Raw genomic sequence first — 16,674 nt, forward strand, 5'->3', positions numbered from 1 at the left:
AACGACACCTTACAGTTGAGAGGGGATAGATGCGCATACTAATTTTTATCAGTTAAAAAATGATGTGGATCATTGAATGATTTCAAAGTTCGTTCATCATTTTTTAGATAATAAATTGAAATTTTTTACAAAAGTGAAAATAGAAAATAGAAATTTTCTGAATCTTATAGGGGTGATTTCGAGAAAACGTTCGTTTATTTGCAAATATATCTTCTAAATAAGAGAATAAATACAAAAAATAAGGAAAAACTCTGGTAATTTTGTAAACGGTATGATATAGTAAGAATGTAGTTTTTGTTCGGTAATCTGTGGTAGCTTGTTTCAAATAAACATCTTCCAGATATACACCATTCAAGTAATTGCAAAATATGTGTTGATACACAAGGAGGATTTTTATTATGGAAACAGGTACAGTAAAATGGTTTAACTCAGAAAAAGGTTTTGGATTTATCACAGCAGAAAACGGTAACGACGTATTCGTTCATTTCTCAGCTATCCAAGGCGACGGCTTCAAAACTTTAGAAGAAGGCCAAACAGTAAACTTCGATGTTGAAGAAGGTCAACGTGGCCCTCAAGCAACTAACGTTGTTAAAGCTTAATCAACCTATATAATTTATAAAGCTCGGAGAAACTATTCAATTAGTTTTCCGAGCTTTTTTTGTCTTGCGCAACTGTTTTATCCATTGTGAAGCTCCCCATCTTTATGATGATTTACTAAAAGAAAGGAGAGGGTCAAAGTAATTTTCTTAGGTTTGTAGTATAATCGCAAGAGAATATTTAAAGGAAAGAGAAGGGGTATTTATTTTGAAACCAAAAACTTATGCAGTTGTTGATATCGAAACAACTGGGACAAATCCAAAAGAAGATCGAATAATCCAATTTGGGTGTGTCATGATTGAAGGTGGTCGAATCACTTCTCGTTTTTCGATAGATATTAATCCAGGCCGAAAGATTTCTAAACAAATCCAACATTTAACTGGGATTACAAATCAGCGTGTGCAGCAAGCTCCTTATTTCGAAGACGTTGCACAAACAATCTATCATTTATTAGCTGACACAATTTTTGTCGCACATAATATATACTTTGACTATAATTTTCTTAACCAAGAATTGACCCGTTGCAATACACCAGCTTTGACGATTCCAGGAATCGATACCGTTGAGTTAGCACAAATTTTCTTGCCCTGTGAACCAAGTTTTCGTCTTTCTGATTTATCTGAGAGTCTAGGCTTTGTCCACGAAAATCCCCATCAGGCAGACAGTGATGCAGAAGTGACTGCGCAACTTCTTTTACTGATCGAAGAGCGTATGCAACAGCTGCCGATCATCACTTTAGAAAAAATCATTGAATTAAGCGGGCAGACAGGAATGGATACCGCTGGATTCATCCAACACGTGACCGATAAAATGCGAGAGAATCCTCCTAGATTGAAGGAAGACTGGGAAATCATTGATGGCATTGCTTTGCGAAAAAAAGAAGTAGAGCTCTACACAGATGTGCATTATGGCAAAAAGGTCTATCCAAGGAAGAAACAGGCCAAAGAGAAGATGTTTGGCAAAACATTGATGTATCGAAAAGAGCAGAATCGTTTGATGAATGCTGTGTATGACCATTTTACAAAAGATGAGTCTAAAAATCTGATGATTGAAGCTGCTACAGGAATGGGCAAAACAATCGGCTATCTCTTACCCCTTAGTTATCTGGCAACACCAGAAAAACCAGCAATCATCAGTACAGTATCGCTTGTTTTACAACAGCAGATCATGGAAAAAGATATCCCTTTGTTGAATCAGTTATTGGAGCAACCAATCCAAGCGACTATCATCAAAAGTTACCGTCATTATATCGATCTCCAACGATTCAAGGCAACACTGGCAACACCAAAGGAGCAAAAACAATATGCTCTCTATCAAATGTCGGTCTTGGTCTGGTTGACCCAAACAACAACAGGTGATTTAGATGAATTGCATCTGACGAATCTGAATCATGCCTTTTTCTCAGAGATCGCGCATCGAGGAACAAACTTTTTAGCACGTAATCAATCTTTCTATGAACAAGATTTTGTCCGTTTCTTAGAAAGAAAAGTCCAGCAGAGCAATTTTTTGATTGTGAACCATGCTTTTTTAGTCCAAGAGACACAAAGGAAAACACCTTTACTTCCAAAAAGTCCTTATTTATTGATCGATGAAGCGCATCATTTACCAGACATTGCAGAAAAGGTGAACGACCAGCGGCTAAGTATTGCTCAATTTTATAAACAAATCCAGCAATTTGAAGATCCAGAACGATTGTTTGACCGCATTCAAAGTTATTTGCCGGAGAATCATGACATGCGTCGCTGGCTTGAGATTTACCGAGATGAATTAAGTGCATTATGTGAGGCACAGATTTTTCTGGCAGAAGGATTGAATGAGTTTGCACCTAAAGAGACCCATGGCGAATATCCAGAAGAAATAATGATCACCAAAGATATGCTTGATCAGCTTCCATTAGAAGCAAGCATGGCAATTGATCATCTTCATTTGTTTTACCGCGAAATCCAACAATTGCAGATACAGATGCGCCTTAGTCTAGAAATCATCCAAGAAAGTTGGACGAATCAGATGCGGATCGATTTGGCGACTTTCTATCAGTTGTTTGATCAAATGGAAAAACAAGGATTTTTTATGGGAAAATGGCTAGAAGATTGGCATGAGAATCTGATTCATTGGTTCGTACCCGGTAAGAATCCGCAGCAAACGATTTTTCATTTGCATGATTTCCAGGCAGCTTTATTAGAAACAACCGCTTGGTATCCCCGCTATGAAAGAATATTATATATCGGCGGCACATTAAAAGTCGGGCCAAATCGTCACTATCTAGCGAAGCGCTTGGGGATAGAAGGAACACCACTCAAAGTGATTGCTTCTCCTTATGATTATGAGCAACAGGCTAGAGTCTATGTGCCTAAAGATGCTCCGGCAATCAATCAAGTGAGTGGGCAGCAATATGTTGATTATTTGGCAAATTCTCTCATGGAGTTGATTACACAAGAGAAGCGTCCGATCTTAGTCCTTTTTACCTCACATGATATTTTACAAAAAGTGTACCAATGGATTCATTTGACTATGTTGGAGCAAGGACGAGAGATTCTGGCACAAGGTTTTGGTGGCAGTCGCCAAAAACTTTTGAAACGGTTCACGTTATCGGAAATGAGCGTACTGTTTGGTGCAGACAGCTTTTGGGAGGGCGTCGATCTACCTGGAGATGCGTTACAAATCGTAGTAGTGACTCGACTTCCTTTCGATAATCCTTTGCGTCCGATGGTAAGGGCTAGAAATGCGTATCTTGAATCAGAAGGACTCAATCCCTTCTATCAGGAGTCGGTCCCCAAAGCAGCCTTGAAGCTGAGACAGGCATTAGGTCGCTTGATTCGTTCAGAAAAAGACCGCGGGGTTCTGCTGATTTTGGATCGGCGTTTACTTTCTGCTAAATATGGGGCGCGGATCATTCAAGCTTTACCTAAAAAAATCACGATCAAGGAAGACTCAATAGAAGAGATTTGCCATGACATCCATCACTTCTTAAACAAAAACGAAGAATAAACTTCCTGTGACATTCTTTTTTCATATCAAAAATCTGCTATAATGAATGATAGCGAACAAAAAAAGGAGCGACGATCCTTGAAAAAATCACCAAAGAAAAACAAAAAGAAAAAAACGACAAAAGAAAAGATAATCAACCGCGTTTTACTTGGCTTGATCATTTTTTTATTAGCAGTGATCGTATTTAGTTCGATTTTCTATTTACGCTCAAGTCGTCCAATGATGCAGGCGAAAAAAGAAGCGACTGAGATTGCCGAAAAATATGCCGATCTAAAGGAAGTTGATCGCTTTTATTGGTTCACACGTAAAAAAACGTATTTCTCTTTGACAGGTAAAAATGATAAAGGCCAGGAAATCGTGGTCGTCATTCCAAAATCGGGTGAAAAAGTAAAAGTTTTAGCTCAAAAAGACGGGCTGACAGAAAAAGAAGCGAAACAAAAGATTGCGGATGCTCATCCAGATATCCAAGTCGAAAAAGCAACTCTTGGTATGTACGATGATCAAGTAGTCTGGGAAATCACAGGAGAAAATTCACATAATGAATTGAATTATTATCTAATTGCTTTTGACACAGGAAAAGAAGTAAAAACAATTACCGATATCTAAATTGTAAAGGATGAGTTAGATGAATCTATCAGAAAAAATTCAACGGCTAGAACCGTCTGTTACGCTGGCAGCAGCAGCAAAAGCGAAAGCGTTGAAGGCACAAGGTAGGGATATTTTGAGCTTAACTGTTGGGGAACCTGATTTTGCTACGCCAGAAAACATTCAAGAGGCAGCTATTGAGGCAATCAAAAATGGTAAAGCTAGTTATTACACACCAAGCGCTGGTATCCCTGAATTGCGTCAAGCAGTCGTCGCCTATCTCAAACAGAATTATGGTGTCGATTATGCACCCTCACAAACAATTGTGACTGATGGGGCTAAATTTGCACTTTATGCGTTATTCCAAACCATTTTGAATCCGGCAGATGAAGTGATCATTCCGGTACCGTATTGGGTCAGTTATGGAGAACAAGTGAAGTTAGCAGAAGGAAAGCCAGTATTTGTCAAAGGCGAAGAGAGAAACGGCTTTAAAGTAACTGTTTCTCAACTCGAACAAGTACGCACAGCAAAAACGAAAGCAATCATCATCAATTCCCCGTCAAATCCGACAGGAATGATCTATGAGAAAAATGAACTTCAAGCAATTGGGGAATGGGCTGTCAAAAACGATATTTTGATAGTTGCAGATGATATTTATGGACGATTAGTTTATAATGGCAATGAGTTTACTCCAATTGCAACGATATCAGAAGCAATTCGTCAACAAACCATCATCATCAATGGCGTGTCAAAAACATATGCGATGACAGGTTGGAGGATCGGTTATGCTGTAGGTAATCAAGAGATCATCAATGGAATGATCGCTATTGCTTCACAGTCGACCAGTAATCCAACTGCAGTTAGTCAATACGCGGCAGTTGAGGCCTTGACAGGGACTCAAGATACGGTAGAGGAAATGAGAAGTGCATTTGAAGAGCGTTTGAATATCATATATCCGCTTGTTTCTAACTTACCTGGAGTAACGATCAATAAGCCCCAAGGTGCATTTTATTTATTCCCGAATGTCAAACAAACGATGGCGATTTGTGGATATGAGAACGTCACTCGCTGGGTAGAAGATCTATTAGAAGAAACTGGCGTTGCTTTGGTAACTGGTGAAGGGTTCGGTGCGCCAGAAAATGTGCGTATGAGTTATGCGGCAGATCTAGGAACCTTAGAAGAAGCAGTGAGACGGATTGCCCGATTCATTGAGAGTAAAAGTCAAAATTAATCCTAAAAATAGGAAATGATAAAGGAGAGTCAACGTGGAACAAATTCAAATCATCGATTCGAAAAACCATGTGGGAGAAACAGTAAAAATCGGCGCTTGGGTAGCCAATAAGCGTTCAAGCGGAAAAATCGCCTTTTTACAATTAAGAGACGGTACTGCTTATTTCCAAGGAGTAGTCGTAAAAAGTGAAGTGTCAGAAGAAGTTTTCCAACTTGCGAAAAACTTGCACCAAGAAACATCGATCATCATAACAGGTGAAATCCGTGAAGATAGCCGTTCAAAATTCGGTTACGAAATTGGGATCACTGACATTGAAGTAGTCAGTGAAAGTCATGATTACCCTATCACACCAAAAGAACACGGCACAGATTTCTTGATGGATCATCGCCATTTATGGTTACGTTCTTCAAGACAGCATGCGATCATGCAAATCAGAAATGAAATCATTCGTGCAACGTATGAATTTTTCAATGATCATCATTTTGTTAAGATCGATCCACCGATTTTGACTGGTTCTGCACCAGAAGGAACAACGGATCTATTTGAAACAAACTATTTTGATCAAAAAGCTTACTTATCTCAAAGCGGACAGCTTTATATGGAAGCTGCTGCAATGGCTTTTGGGAAAGTATTCTCATTCGGACCAACTTTCCGTGCGGAAAAATCAAAAACTCGTCGTCACTTGATTGAATTCTGGATGATCGAACCTGAAATGGCTTTTATGCATCAGGAAGAAAGTCTAGAAGTCCAAGAACAATATGTCGCTTTCTTAGTGCAAAATGTTCTTGATCACTGTGACTATGCGTTAGATGTCTTGGAAAGAGACAAAGAAGTGCTGAAAACTTATACAAAATTACCATTCCCACGTATCTCATACGATGATGCAATCGAATTATTGAAGAAAAACGGCTTCGATGACATTGAGTGGGGAGATGACTTTGGTTCACCACACGAAACATTCATCGCAAATTCGTTTGAACAACCTGTCTTTATTTTGAACTATCCGAAAGCAATCAAACCTTTCTACATGAAGCCACATCCAACAAGAGATGATGTTGTTATTTGTGCCGACATGATCGCTCCAGAAGGTTATGGCGAAATCATCGGTGGTAGTGAACGGGCAACGGATTACGAATTTTTATTAGAACAAATCAGAAATCATGGATTAGATGAAAATGAATATTCTTGGTATCTTGATTTACGTAAATATGGTTCTGTTCCCCATTCTGGATTTGGACTAGGTCTGGAACGTACGGTGACTTGGATTGCCGGTATTGATCATGTACGTGAAGCAATCCCATTCCCACGTTTATTGAACCGTATTTATCCATAAAAAAACAGTTAGCTGTCCTAGAGATTTTGATAGAGTGAAGTGCTAGAAGCAACAGGAAAAGCAATCGCTAAACCCAAAAAATGATTCCACGAACATTCATGATGAATGTTTGTGGGGTCCTTTTTAGTATTGACACATTCCTCACAGATAGCAAAAATCAAACTGTCTCTCAATGAAATGGTCAGGTACGAAGAAGTAAAATAGTTGAAAAAAAGAATAGCATATTTGTCTCTGGAAAATGATGGTATAATACGATTGTGTTGGTGCAAGATAGTTAAAATTAAAGCTGGCTTATTAGAATGTACCAGACAAATGGAAAGCATTGCTTTAAAAGAGACAAATCTGGGACAAATCTAAAAATCAGTTTTGCTACAGACTCTCGAATAAACGGTATCCGAAAATCAGGTTTTTCTCTTCAATTTCTCAAACCTAAACGACTTTTATCTCGACCTCATTGCAAAATGAATGGCTACGCCTGATTAACAAGTTAAACGTAACGATAATGCAAAAATCTAACCGAAGCATGGAAATTTGGAAGAAAAATCTGTAGAGTTATTTTAGTGCAGACAGCAAAAAAAGAGTAATTGCAAACAGCGTGTTGGAATAGGAATGAAAAGACACATTCTCAATATTGCTTATTGTTTCCAGGTGAAATCTAAGCCGGAGATGCTGTTTTTTTTCTTTTATACTAATGTAAGCGAATACGTTAGGGAAGAAGGAATATAACCCCGAAAAGTACGCTGATTGATCATATACAAGAGAAAAAAGAAAGCGTAAATAGACACAATAGGAGGAAAGTAATTTGAAAAAACGTATTTTATTTATTGGTGATAGTATTACTGATTGTGGCAGAGAATATAATGACTCAAAGGATTTAGGTAATGGTTATCCATTGTTGGTAGCAAAACGATTGGGCACACAGTTTCCAACTATCGAATTTGATGTTCTTAATAAAGGCATCAATGGAAATAAGATTGCTGATCTACGAGCACGTTTTGACACAGACTGTTTAGATCTTGAACCAGATATCGTTTCGATTCTTATCGGTATCAATGATACGTGGCATAATGTGAATGATCCAACCACGTTTGCAACGGAGCAATCAATGACGATGTTTGAAGAAGATTACCGTTACTTGATCGAAAAATTGTTGGAGAAAGGGATAAATCAGGTTGTATTAATGGAGCCTTTTGTATTACCAGAGCCACTTGATCGTCAGACTTGGCGCAAGGACCTTGATCCGAAAATACAGATCATTCGTAGGTTAGCGGAAGAATACCATCTGGTGTTTGTTTCCTTAGATGGAAAACTGAATGCGTTGGGAATTATTCGAGGATTCAGCAAATATACAGGAGAAGATGGCGTACATCCTACACTTGCCGGACATGAGATCATTGCACAAAGTTGGTTAGAGTTTGTCGTACCTGAAATGTTAGTGAATCTTGAATAAAAGGTGAAACAAATGGAAATACGAGAAGCAAAAGCGGAGGATCTTCAACAAATCAACTTGCTTTTTCAAACTGCCAAAGGAGTACCTACTGTAAAAATAAAGGAGTATGATCTCCAAAATCCTACTCGGATATCTGTAGTGGCTGAACTGAGACAATCAAATGGGACACCGAAGCTGATTGCCTTCGGTCAGGCCTTTCAAATAGACAAAACAGTGGGGGTGCGTTCTGGAAAACTAGTTGAAAAAGTGTTTATCGCAATCGAAGAAGAAGAAAAGGTCCAAACTGAATTTATCAAATACTGGCTACTTGCAGCAAAGAAAAGAAAGATCGCTGATTTTTTTATTGATTTACTTTGATGTTCATTTATTTGCTCATGTTAGAGAGAAACGTGAAAAACGAGTATCACAGGTACTAGGTGATAGCAAACGATAAAGACAAAGCAACTCCTTTCAAAAATAAGCCGTTATCCTCAAAAATTTTAAAAATGATCTTTGTGGATATTGGCTTATTTTTTTGTTCATATTTCTGCCTCAGATATCTTTAGAAATCCTGTATTATAAATCGACATATCTGAATCTATCTTATAAAAGTATCGTCACTTACCCTTGTATCCACCCTTTGAACCTGACTCTTTTTTGAATAGATAGGTTGGTATTCGAGGTCGAGACAAAAGTGTTTCTTACTTTTGTCCCATGCTCGTTTTTTCGAAATTTCCGACAAAACTGACTTTTGGACTTTCGTTTATTCGAGAGTCTTTAGCAAACCTGCTTTTTAGTTTTGTCCCAGACTCTATTCAAAAGATAAAATCTGAAAAATATTTTTGTTCACTTCTCTAAAAGGACATTTTCTATTTGACACATGAGTGTTCGTTCATATATAATTACTTATGAAGAGTTACTCATATGTAAAAGCGAGGAGTGAGGAAAATGAAGAGTTATTATTTAGATGGATTAGATTGTGCCAATTGCGCGATGAAAATCGAGAAAAAAGTGAATGAAATCAAAGGAGTAAAGCAAGCGACTGTCAATTTTACGACATGTAAACTGACGATCGAAGCGAGTGATAAAGATTTAGCAACAATTGAAAACGAAACGAAAAGAGTCATAAAGGAAGTAGAACCTGATGTTTCGATGAAAGAGATCACCAAGAAAAAACAAGAAGTTCAGGGAGAAAAAGACGACCATGAAAAACGTACATTGCTACGTATCATCCTTTCTGCTATCGGCTTGCTGATTTTGTTCCTGTGGTCACCAGCTGAACCAATCAAATTTATCGGATTTTTGTTGATATACTTACTCATTGGATTTGATATCATCAAACGGGCAGTCGGGAACATAATCAAAGGACAAATTTTTGATGAGAATTTTTTGATGGCGATTGCGACTATCGGAGCAATGCTGATCGGAGAATATCCAGAAGCAGTTGCAGTTATGCTGTTTTATCAAGTTGGTGAATACTTCCAAGGATTTGCAGTGAACCAATCGAGAAAATCGATTCGTGAATTGATGGCGATCCGTCCAGAAGTTGCCCATGTCCAAACAGAAAACGGGTTGATAACAAAGCAACCCGAAGATGTAGTGATTGGAGAGCAAGTATTAGTCAAACCTGGCGAACGTGTGCCATTAGACGGAACGATCCTTACAGGCCAATCATTAGTAGATACCTCGGCACTGACTGGAGAGTCTGTACCTAAAGAAGTGTCTGCTGGAGAAACTGTTCTAAGCGGATTTATCAATAAAAATCAGCCATTAGTGATCAAGGTTGAAAAGACGTATGAGAATTCTACGATTAGTAAACTATTGGAATTAGTTGAAAACGCAAGCAGTAAAAAAGCACCAGCAGAAAACTTCATCACGAAATTTGCTCGCTACTATACACCGATCGTTGTAGGGTTAGCTTTAGTACTTGCTGTCGTTCCACCCCTTGTGATCTCTGGGGCAGAATTTTCTGATTGGATCTATCGTGCGTTGACTTTCCTAGTGATCTCTTGCCCTTGTGCGTTAGTGATTTCTGTCCCATTAAGCTTCTTTGGCGGAATCGGTGGCGCAAGTAAAATAGGGGTATTGGTAAAAGGTGGGAATTACTTAGAATTATTGGCCCACACGGATACAATTGTTTTTGATAAAACCGGGACTTTGACAAAAGGTGATTTTTCTGTTCAAAAATTAGAAACAACTCTTGAGAAAACACAATTTATGCAATACGTAGCAAGTGCTGAACAATTATCTACCCATCCCATTGCACAAGCTGTTTTATCTACTTATGAAGGTTCATTATTGCCAGTAGAAGAAATAGAAGAAGTGGCAGGAGAAGGGATCAAGGCACAGATAGATGGAAAACTTGTTTTGGTCGGTAATCACAAGTTAATGGAAAGATACCAGATCAAGAGCACGAAGAATGAAGAAGTCGGCACCCTTTTGTATGTAGCGCTGGATGGTGAATTTGTCGGTTATTTGGTGATTGCAGATACAGTGAAAACTGATGCGCAAGAAGCATTGCGCAAACTAAAACAAGTGGGAATCAAACAAACAGTGATGCTCACTGGAGATGCCCAAAATATTGCTGATCATATCGGACACAAACTTGGGATAGATAAGGTATACAGTGAATTACTGCCACAAGACAAGGTCGAAAAATTAGAAGGAATCATGGAACATGCAACACAACAAACTGCATTTGTCGGTGATGGAATCAATGATGCACCTGTTTTGGCGAGAGCAGATGTTGGAATTGCTATGGGTGGATTGGGAAGCGATGCAGCGATCGAAGCAGCAGATGTGGTCATCATGAATGACGAACCCTCGAAAATCGTTGATGCAATTCGCTTATCTAGAAAAACGTTGAAAATCGTCAAACAAAATATCCTCTTTGCCATTGGTGTCAAAGTGCTTGTTCTGCTATTGGGCGCATTCGGAATCGCTTCAATGGGTGATGCTGTTTTTGCGGATGTTGGAGTGACTGTCTTAGCTGTTTTAAATGCAATGAGATGTTTACGCGTCAAATAATACTCATCCACTTACGGATAAAAAAGCCTTTATTTTTTCGAGTCTTTTCGATCAAATAGAGGTTTTTTTTGCGCTCATGTCAGAAAAACACATAGCAACTATTTTGAAAAAAAAACGATTAAAATAACTTTTTTAATTTATTTTTTTCAGAATATTCTATAAAAAATAAAAGATTTTTTCATAAAATGCGCCTTTTTAAAAGGATTTTATCCCGAAAAATGATAATAAGATGTAAGAAAAATGTGTAATTGCTAAAATAATCCACAATTAAAATAACGCTATATTGTAAAAATGTAAGAGTTTTATTATGATTACATGTGGATATTAGTTTTACCTATTAAAATCAAAAAGGAGAGAACAAATGAACGATAAACAATTACGTTGGTTTACCGTGGCTTTAATTGCATTCAACATGGTGTGGGGGATGGGGAATGTAGTCAACAATTATGCGCAACAAGGGATTTCCGTTGTTACCTCTTGGTTATTGATTCTTGCTATTTATTTTATCCCCTATGCCTTAATTGTTGGACAACTTGGCTCCGCCTTCAAAGATAGCAAAGGTGGCGTCAGCTCTTGGGTAGAGAATACGACCTCAAATAAACGATTGGCGTATTATGCTGCTTGGACTTATTGGGTCGTCCATATTCCTTATTTGGCACAAAAACCACAAGCAATCTTGATTGCAGCTGGTTGGGCAGTTGAAGGAAATGGCAATATCGTCAATACGATGTCAGTCCAAATGGTGGCGGTCATCTCATTGATCATTTTCTTAGCCTTTCTTTATCTTTCAACAAAAGGACTATCGACACTAAAAGTGATTGGTGGTTTGGCTGGTACAGCTATGTTCGTGATGTCGTTATTATTCATCTTGCTCGCTGTTACAGCACCATTCATCAATCCAACAATGGAGTTTGCGACTTCTCATATGAATGAAGTCAAAACATACATCCCTACATTTGACTTTAGCTATTTCACGACAGTTTCGATGTTAGTATTTGCGGTTGGCGGAGCAGAAAAAATTTCTCCATATGTCAATTCAACACGTAACCCTGCAAAAGAATTTCCAAAAGGAATGATCTTTTTAGCGGCAATGGTCGGCGTATGTGCGGTCTTAGGTTCAGTAGCGATGGGGATGCTCTTTGCTAGTGACAATATCCCTAAAGATCTGATGGCAAATGGTGCATATAGTGCATTCCAAATCCTTGGGAATTATTATGGTATAGGAAATGTATTGATGATTATTTACGCATTGACAAATATGGTCGGCCAGATTTCTGCATTAGCCTTTTCGATCGATGCGCCACTAAAAATCTTATTAGCTGATGCTGATCCAAACTTTGTACCTAATTGGTTGCGCAAACGTAACCGCAAAGGAACACTAATCAACGGCTATTTATTAACTGGGATCTTAGTCGGTATCATCATCTTACTACCGATTGTTGGGATCAAGGATATGAATGAACTAGTCAAATGGTTGACGAACCTGAATTCAGTAGTTATGCCAATGCGTTATTTATGGGTATTCTTAGCTTATATGATGTTGAATAAAGCGTATAAGAAATTCACTTCTGAATATAAGTTTGTTAAAAATCCAAAAATCGGCTTTATTTTTGGCGCTTGGTGTTTTGCATTCACTGCATTTGCTTGTATTTTGGGAATGGTACCAAAAGTCGAATATGCAGCTGATCCGAAAGCATGGTGGTTCCAGTTGGTCTCAAACGTCGTGACACCGATCATTTTGATTTTATTAGGAATGATCTTACCTGCAATTGCACGTAGAGATAAAAATAAAGTAGAAGAACCTGTTACTCAAGTACGATGAACAGAACGTGAGTCCATTCATGGATGGAGAAAAATATCCAATAGTTTGAAAGAACAGGAAATAAGCTGAAAATAAGAACAGACCGTTTATACGGATAAAGAGAGACGAGGCATAAGGATGCCTTGCCTCTCTTTTTTTCTATGGTAAGATAGAAAAAAAGATGAATGAAATGGGGAGAGTAAATGAAGCGAATGATTATCGGTCAAAGCGGTGCTGGAAAATCTACACTAGCAAGGAAGATGCAAACGATCACACGTAGTCCTCTGTTACCACTAGACTTGTTATGGCATACCACAGATTACAGTGACGAGGCTGCAGAATGGTTCAAAGCAGAACAAATAAAATTCATGGCTGAAAATGAATCATGGATCATCGAAGGCAACTATACCGGTACAGCGACAGAGAGAATCGAAGAAGCAGATCAGATCATATTACTAAAAGTCCCCACATTCCTCGCAATCTACCGAGTGATTTTAAGAAGTATCAAAAGAAAAAGAAACAAAACAACAAGACCAGATATGCCTCACACCTTTAGTGAAAAACTAGATAGCGAATATATAGAATTTCTCTCATTTGTTTTACATTATAAGAAAAAAAATGAACCGCGGTTATTGAATCGTATTGATCAACTAGGTGCAAGCGAAAAATTGATTATTTTGCACAACAAACGGGAGCAAACAGTATTTTTAAAGAAATTGAGCAAATAATAGGAGAAACCATTTGACATTTTTCGTTTACAGTTGTAATCTATATCCGTACTTAAGTTTACGTATGTAAACAGAAAGGAAGAGTGATGAGATGAAAGAAGTAACTTCCCCAATCAAGATCAGTGACTCTGAGTGGGAGATCATGCGAGTCATTTGGACCCTTGGTCAATCGACAGCACAAGAAATCACGCAGATACTCGCAGAATCCATGGAATGGAAAGCAGCCACAGTAAAAACTTTGTTGGGACGTCTGGTGAAAAAAGAAGCGGTCTGGACAGAACAAGAAGGGAAAAAATTTATTTATCATCCTGCCGTTTCGGAGACGGAAACGGTTCGCAGTGCAACCGAGAATCTTTTTTCCCATATCTGCGCAAAAAGGATCGGGGCAACGATTGCTGACTTAGTGGAAGAAGCAACATTGACCCAAGAAGATATTGAGATGATCTTAGACCAATTAAATAAAAAACAGCCAGTCGCATCCGTTGCATGCAACTGTATCCTTGGCCAATGTCATTGTAAGGAACATCAATAAGGAGGAATAAATGATGAAACAAGAATTTTCAATTAAAGGAATGAGTTGTAACCATTGTGTCGAACGTGTGGAAGATGCCGTTCATTCACTTGATGGCGTAAAAAAGATAAAAGTCAATTTAAAAAAAGAAAATGGGATCGTGAAATATGATGAAGAAAAAATCCAACCGGAAAAAATCTGCCAGACGATCAATGCATTAGGCTATCAATCTGAGGTGATTTGATGGATGCCCAAACAAAAATGGATACATTTGTTATCACAGGGATGACCTGTGCGAATTGCTCTGCTCGAATCGAGAAAGAATTGAAAGAGCAACCGGGTGTTGTATCTGCAACTGTTAATTTAGCTACTGAAAAAGCTAGTGTGACCTATAAAGAAACGTCAACAGAAAAACTGATTCGCAGTGTCGAAAATATCGGGTATGGAGCAATCTTGTACGACGAAGCACACAAACAAAAGATTGAGGAAGAAAAAACGGCTTATCGCAAGAAAATGAAATTTGACCTGATTTTCAGTGCAGTATTGACGTTGCCGCTAATGTTGGCAATGATCGCGATGATGTTAGGGAACAATAGTGAGATCGTCCACTTTTTTCATCGGCCGATCGTTCAACTTATCTTAGCTATTCCAGTCCAATTTTATGTGGGATGGCGTTTTTATAAAGGTGCCTATCATGCATTGAAAACAAAGGCACCAAATATGGATGTCTTAGTCGCGATCGGAACGACTGCGGCTTTTGCTTTAAGTGTCTACAATGGCTTTTTTCCAAGTCATTCCACCGATTTATATTTTGAAAGTAGCAGTATGATCATTACGTTGATATTGTTAGGTAAATATTTAGAACATACAGCGAAAAGCAAAACAGGTGACGCAATCAAACAGTTGATGTCGTTACAGACAAAGACGGCTCAAGTGTTAAGAGATGGACAGGAACAAACGATTTCAATTGATGAAGTCAATCTATCAGATATCCTAGTGATCCGTCCAGGGGAACAGATACCGACAGATGGAAAGATTATTTCAGGGACTAGTGCCATTGATGAAAGTATGCTGACAGGCGAAAGCGTTCCAGTGGAGAAAAAGGAAAATGACTCCATCTTTGGGGGAACGATCAATACAAATGGTTTGATCCAAATGGAAGTTTCTCAAGTTGGGAAACAAACAGTCTTGGCACAGATCATTCAAATGGTCGAAGATGCTCAAGGAAGCAAAGCACCCATCCAAAAGATCGCTGATAGGATCTCAGGGATATTCGTACCGATTGTTTTAGTGCTTGCAGTGTTAACGTTATTGATTACTGGATTTATGACCAATGACTGGCAACTTGCCGTGATCCATAGTGTTTCAGTTTTAGTGATCGCCTGTCCATGTGCGCTTGGTCTAGCTACACCTACAGCGATCATGGTAGGTACAGGAGTCGGCGCCCGCAATGGGATTTTGATCAAAGGTGGCGGAGCATTAGAAGCAGCGGCACATTTGAGCAGTATCATCCTAGATAAAACAGGCACGATCACTCGCGGTACGCCAGAAGTGACAGATGTTTTGGGAAACGAAGAAGTAGCTTCGCTCTTTTATTCATTAGAATATGCTTCTGAACATCCTTTAGGTAAAGCAATCGTCGCTTACGGAGAAACCCAAGGGATGATCGCTGAGCCAATCACAGATTTCACTGCCCATCCAGGAGCTGGCATCAGTGGTAAAATCAACGGACAGTTTTATTTTGCCGGTACCAGAAAGCGATTGGAAGAAATGACCCTTTCATTTGATGAATTTCAAGAACAAGCGTTAGAATTAGAAGGACAGGGGAAAACAGTCATGTTCTTGGCAAATGACAAAAAAGTCCTTGGTTTGATCGCTGTATCGGATCAAATCAAAGATGACGCCAAACAGACAATCGCACAGTTACAGAACAATGGTATCTCAGTTTACATGGTGACAGGAGACAATCAACTTGCAGCTCAAACAATCGGTAAACAAGTTGGAATCGATCCAGCACATATTTTCGCAGAAGTGTTACCGGAAGACAAAGCGAACTACGTTGAGAGCCTTCAGAAAAAAGGAGAAAAAGTTGGAATGGTCGGTGATGGGATCAACGATGCGCCAGCGTTAGCTCTTGCAGATGTGGGGATCGCTATGGGAAGTGGGACGGACATCGCAATGGAAGCTGCGGATGTCACTTTGATGAATAGTCATTTGACTTCGATCAGCCAGACGATTGCTCTTTCGACAGCTACTTTGAAGAAGATAAAGCAAAATCTATTTTGGGCATTTATTTATAATACGATCGGTATTCCATTTGCCGCATTAGGTTTCTTAAATCCTATCATTGCAGGTGGTGCTATGGCCTTTAGTTCTGTAAGTGTTTTGCTAAACTCCCTAAGTTTGAATCGGAGGATGACACATTCGAAGAAAGGATAGGGTAA

General features: G+C 38.7%; 13 protein-coding genes. All 13 read left to right on the forward strand.

Features of this window, described 5'->3' with window-relative positions; genetic code table 11:
- Positions 1-398: 398 nt before the first annotated feature.
- On the forward strand, positions 399-599 hold the full coding sequence (locus tag DVW83_RS05450; RefSeq protein WP_005875554.1) for a cold-shock protein: 201 nt from the start codon (positions 399-401) through the stop codon (positions 597-599).
- A 205-nt stretch (positions 600-804) separates the two neighbouring features.
- Complete coding sequence (locus DVW83_RS05455; RefSeq protein ID WP_104660167.1) at positions 805-3,585, forward strand: helicase C-terminal domain-containing protein; 2,781 nt, start codon at positions 805-807, stop codon at positions 3,583-3,585.
- A 42-nt stretch (positions 3,586-3,627) separates the two neighbouring features.
- On the forward strand, positions 3,628-4,191 hold the full coding sequence (locus DVW83_RS05460; protein WP_373412796.1) for a cell wall elongation regulator TseB-like domain-containing protein: 564 nt from the start codon (positions 3,628-3,630) through the stop codon (positions 4,189-4,191).
- 19 nt (positions 4,192-4,210) lie between these two features.
- Positions 4,211-5,401, forward strand: a complete 1,191-nt coding sequence (locus DVW83_RS05465; RefSeq protein ID WP_104660169.1) for a pyridoxal phosphate-dependent aminotransferase — start codon at positions 4,211-4,213, stop codon at positions 5,399-5,401.
- Between the two features lie 34 nt (positions 5,402-5,435).
- On the forward strand, positions 5,436-6,734 hold the full coding sequence (gene asnS / locus DVW83_RS05470) for an asparagine--tRNA ligase (protein ID WP_104660170.1): 1,299 nt from the start codon (positions 5,436-5,438) through the stop codon (positions 6,732-6,734).
- A gap of 802 nt (positions 6,735-7,536) precedes the next feature.
- A complete protein-coding gene (locus tag DVW83_RS05475) occupies positions 7,537-8,184 on the forward strand; it encodes an SGNH/GDSL hydrolase family protein (protein WP_137239106.1) in 648 nt (215 codons plus the stop codon).
- A gap of 12 nt (positions 8,185-8,196) precedes the next feature.
- Complete coding sequence (locus tag DVW83_RS05480; RefSeq protein WP_104660172.1) at positions 8,197-8,541, forward strand: hypothetical protein; 345 nt, start codon at positions 8,197-8,199, stop codon at positions 8,539-8,541.
- A gap of 570 nt (positions 8,542-9,111) precedes the next feature.
- Positions 9,112-11,190: a heavy metal translocating P-type ATPase gene (locus tag DVW83_RS05485; protein WP_104660173.1), complete on the forward strand. Its 2,079-nt coding sequence runs from the start codon at positions 9,112-9,114 to the stop codon at positions 11,188-11,190.
- A 361-nt stretch (positions 11,191-11,551) separates the two neighbouring features.
- Complete coding sequence (locus DVW83_RS05490) at positions 11,552-13,012, forward strand: APC family permease (protein WP_104660174.1); 1,461 nt, start codon at positions 11,552-11,554, stop codon at positions 13,010-13,012.
- Positions 13,013-13,194: 182 nt separating this feature from the next.
- On the forward strand, positions 13,195-13,719 hold the full coding sequence (locus tag DVW83_RS15195; RefSeq protein ID WP_167591983.1) for a topology modulation protein: 525 nt from the start codon (positions 13,195-13,197) through the stop codon (positions 13,717-13,719).
- A 91-nt stretch (positions 13,720-13,810) separates the two neighbouring features.
- Entirely contained in the window at positions 13,811-14,251 is a 441-nt protein-coding gene (locus DVW83_RS05500) for a CopY/TcrY family copper transport repressor (protein WP_104660175.1), read from the forward strand.
- 13 nt (positions 14,252-14,264) lie between these two features.
- Positions 14,265-14,474 (forward strand): copper chaperone CopZ, encoded by a 210-nt coding sequence (gene copZ / locus DVW83_RS05505; protein WP_104660176.1) that lies wholly within the window; start codon positions 14,265-14,267, stop codon positions 14,472-14,474.
- Positions 14,474-16,669: a heavy metal translocating P-type ATPase gene (locus tag DVW83_RS05510; protein ID WP_104660177.1), complete on the forward strand. Its 2,196-nt coding sequence runs from the start codon at positions 14,474-14,476 to the stop codon at positions 16,667-16,669. Before copZ ends, DVW83_RS05510 begins: the two co-directional genes overlap by 1 nt.
- Positions 16,670-16,674: the final 5 nt, after the last annotated feature.

The organism is Enterococcus sp. VV15 (assembly GCF_005236045.1).
Lineage (GTDB): Bacteria > Bacillota > Bacilli > Lactobacillales > Enterococcaceae > Enterococcus_B > Enterococcus_B durans.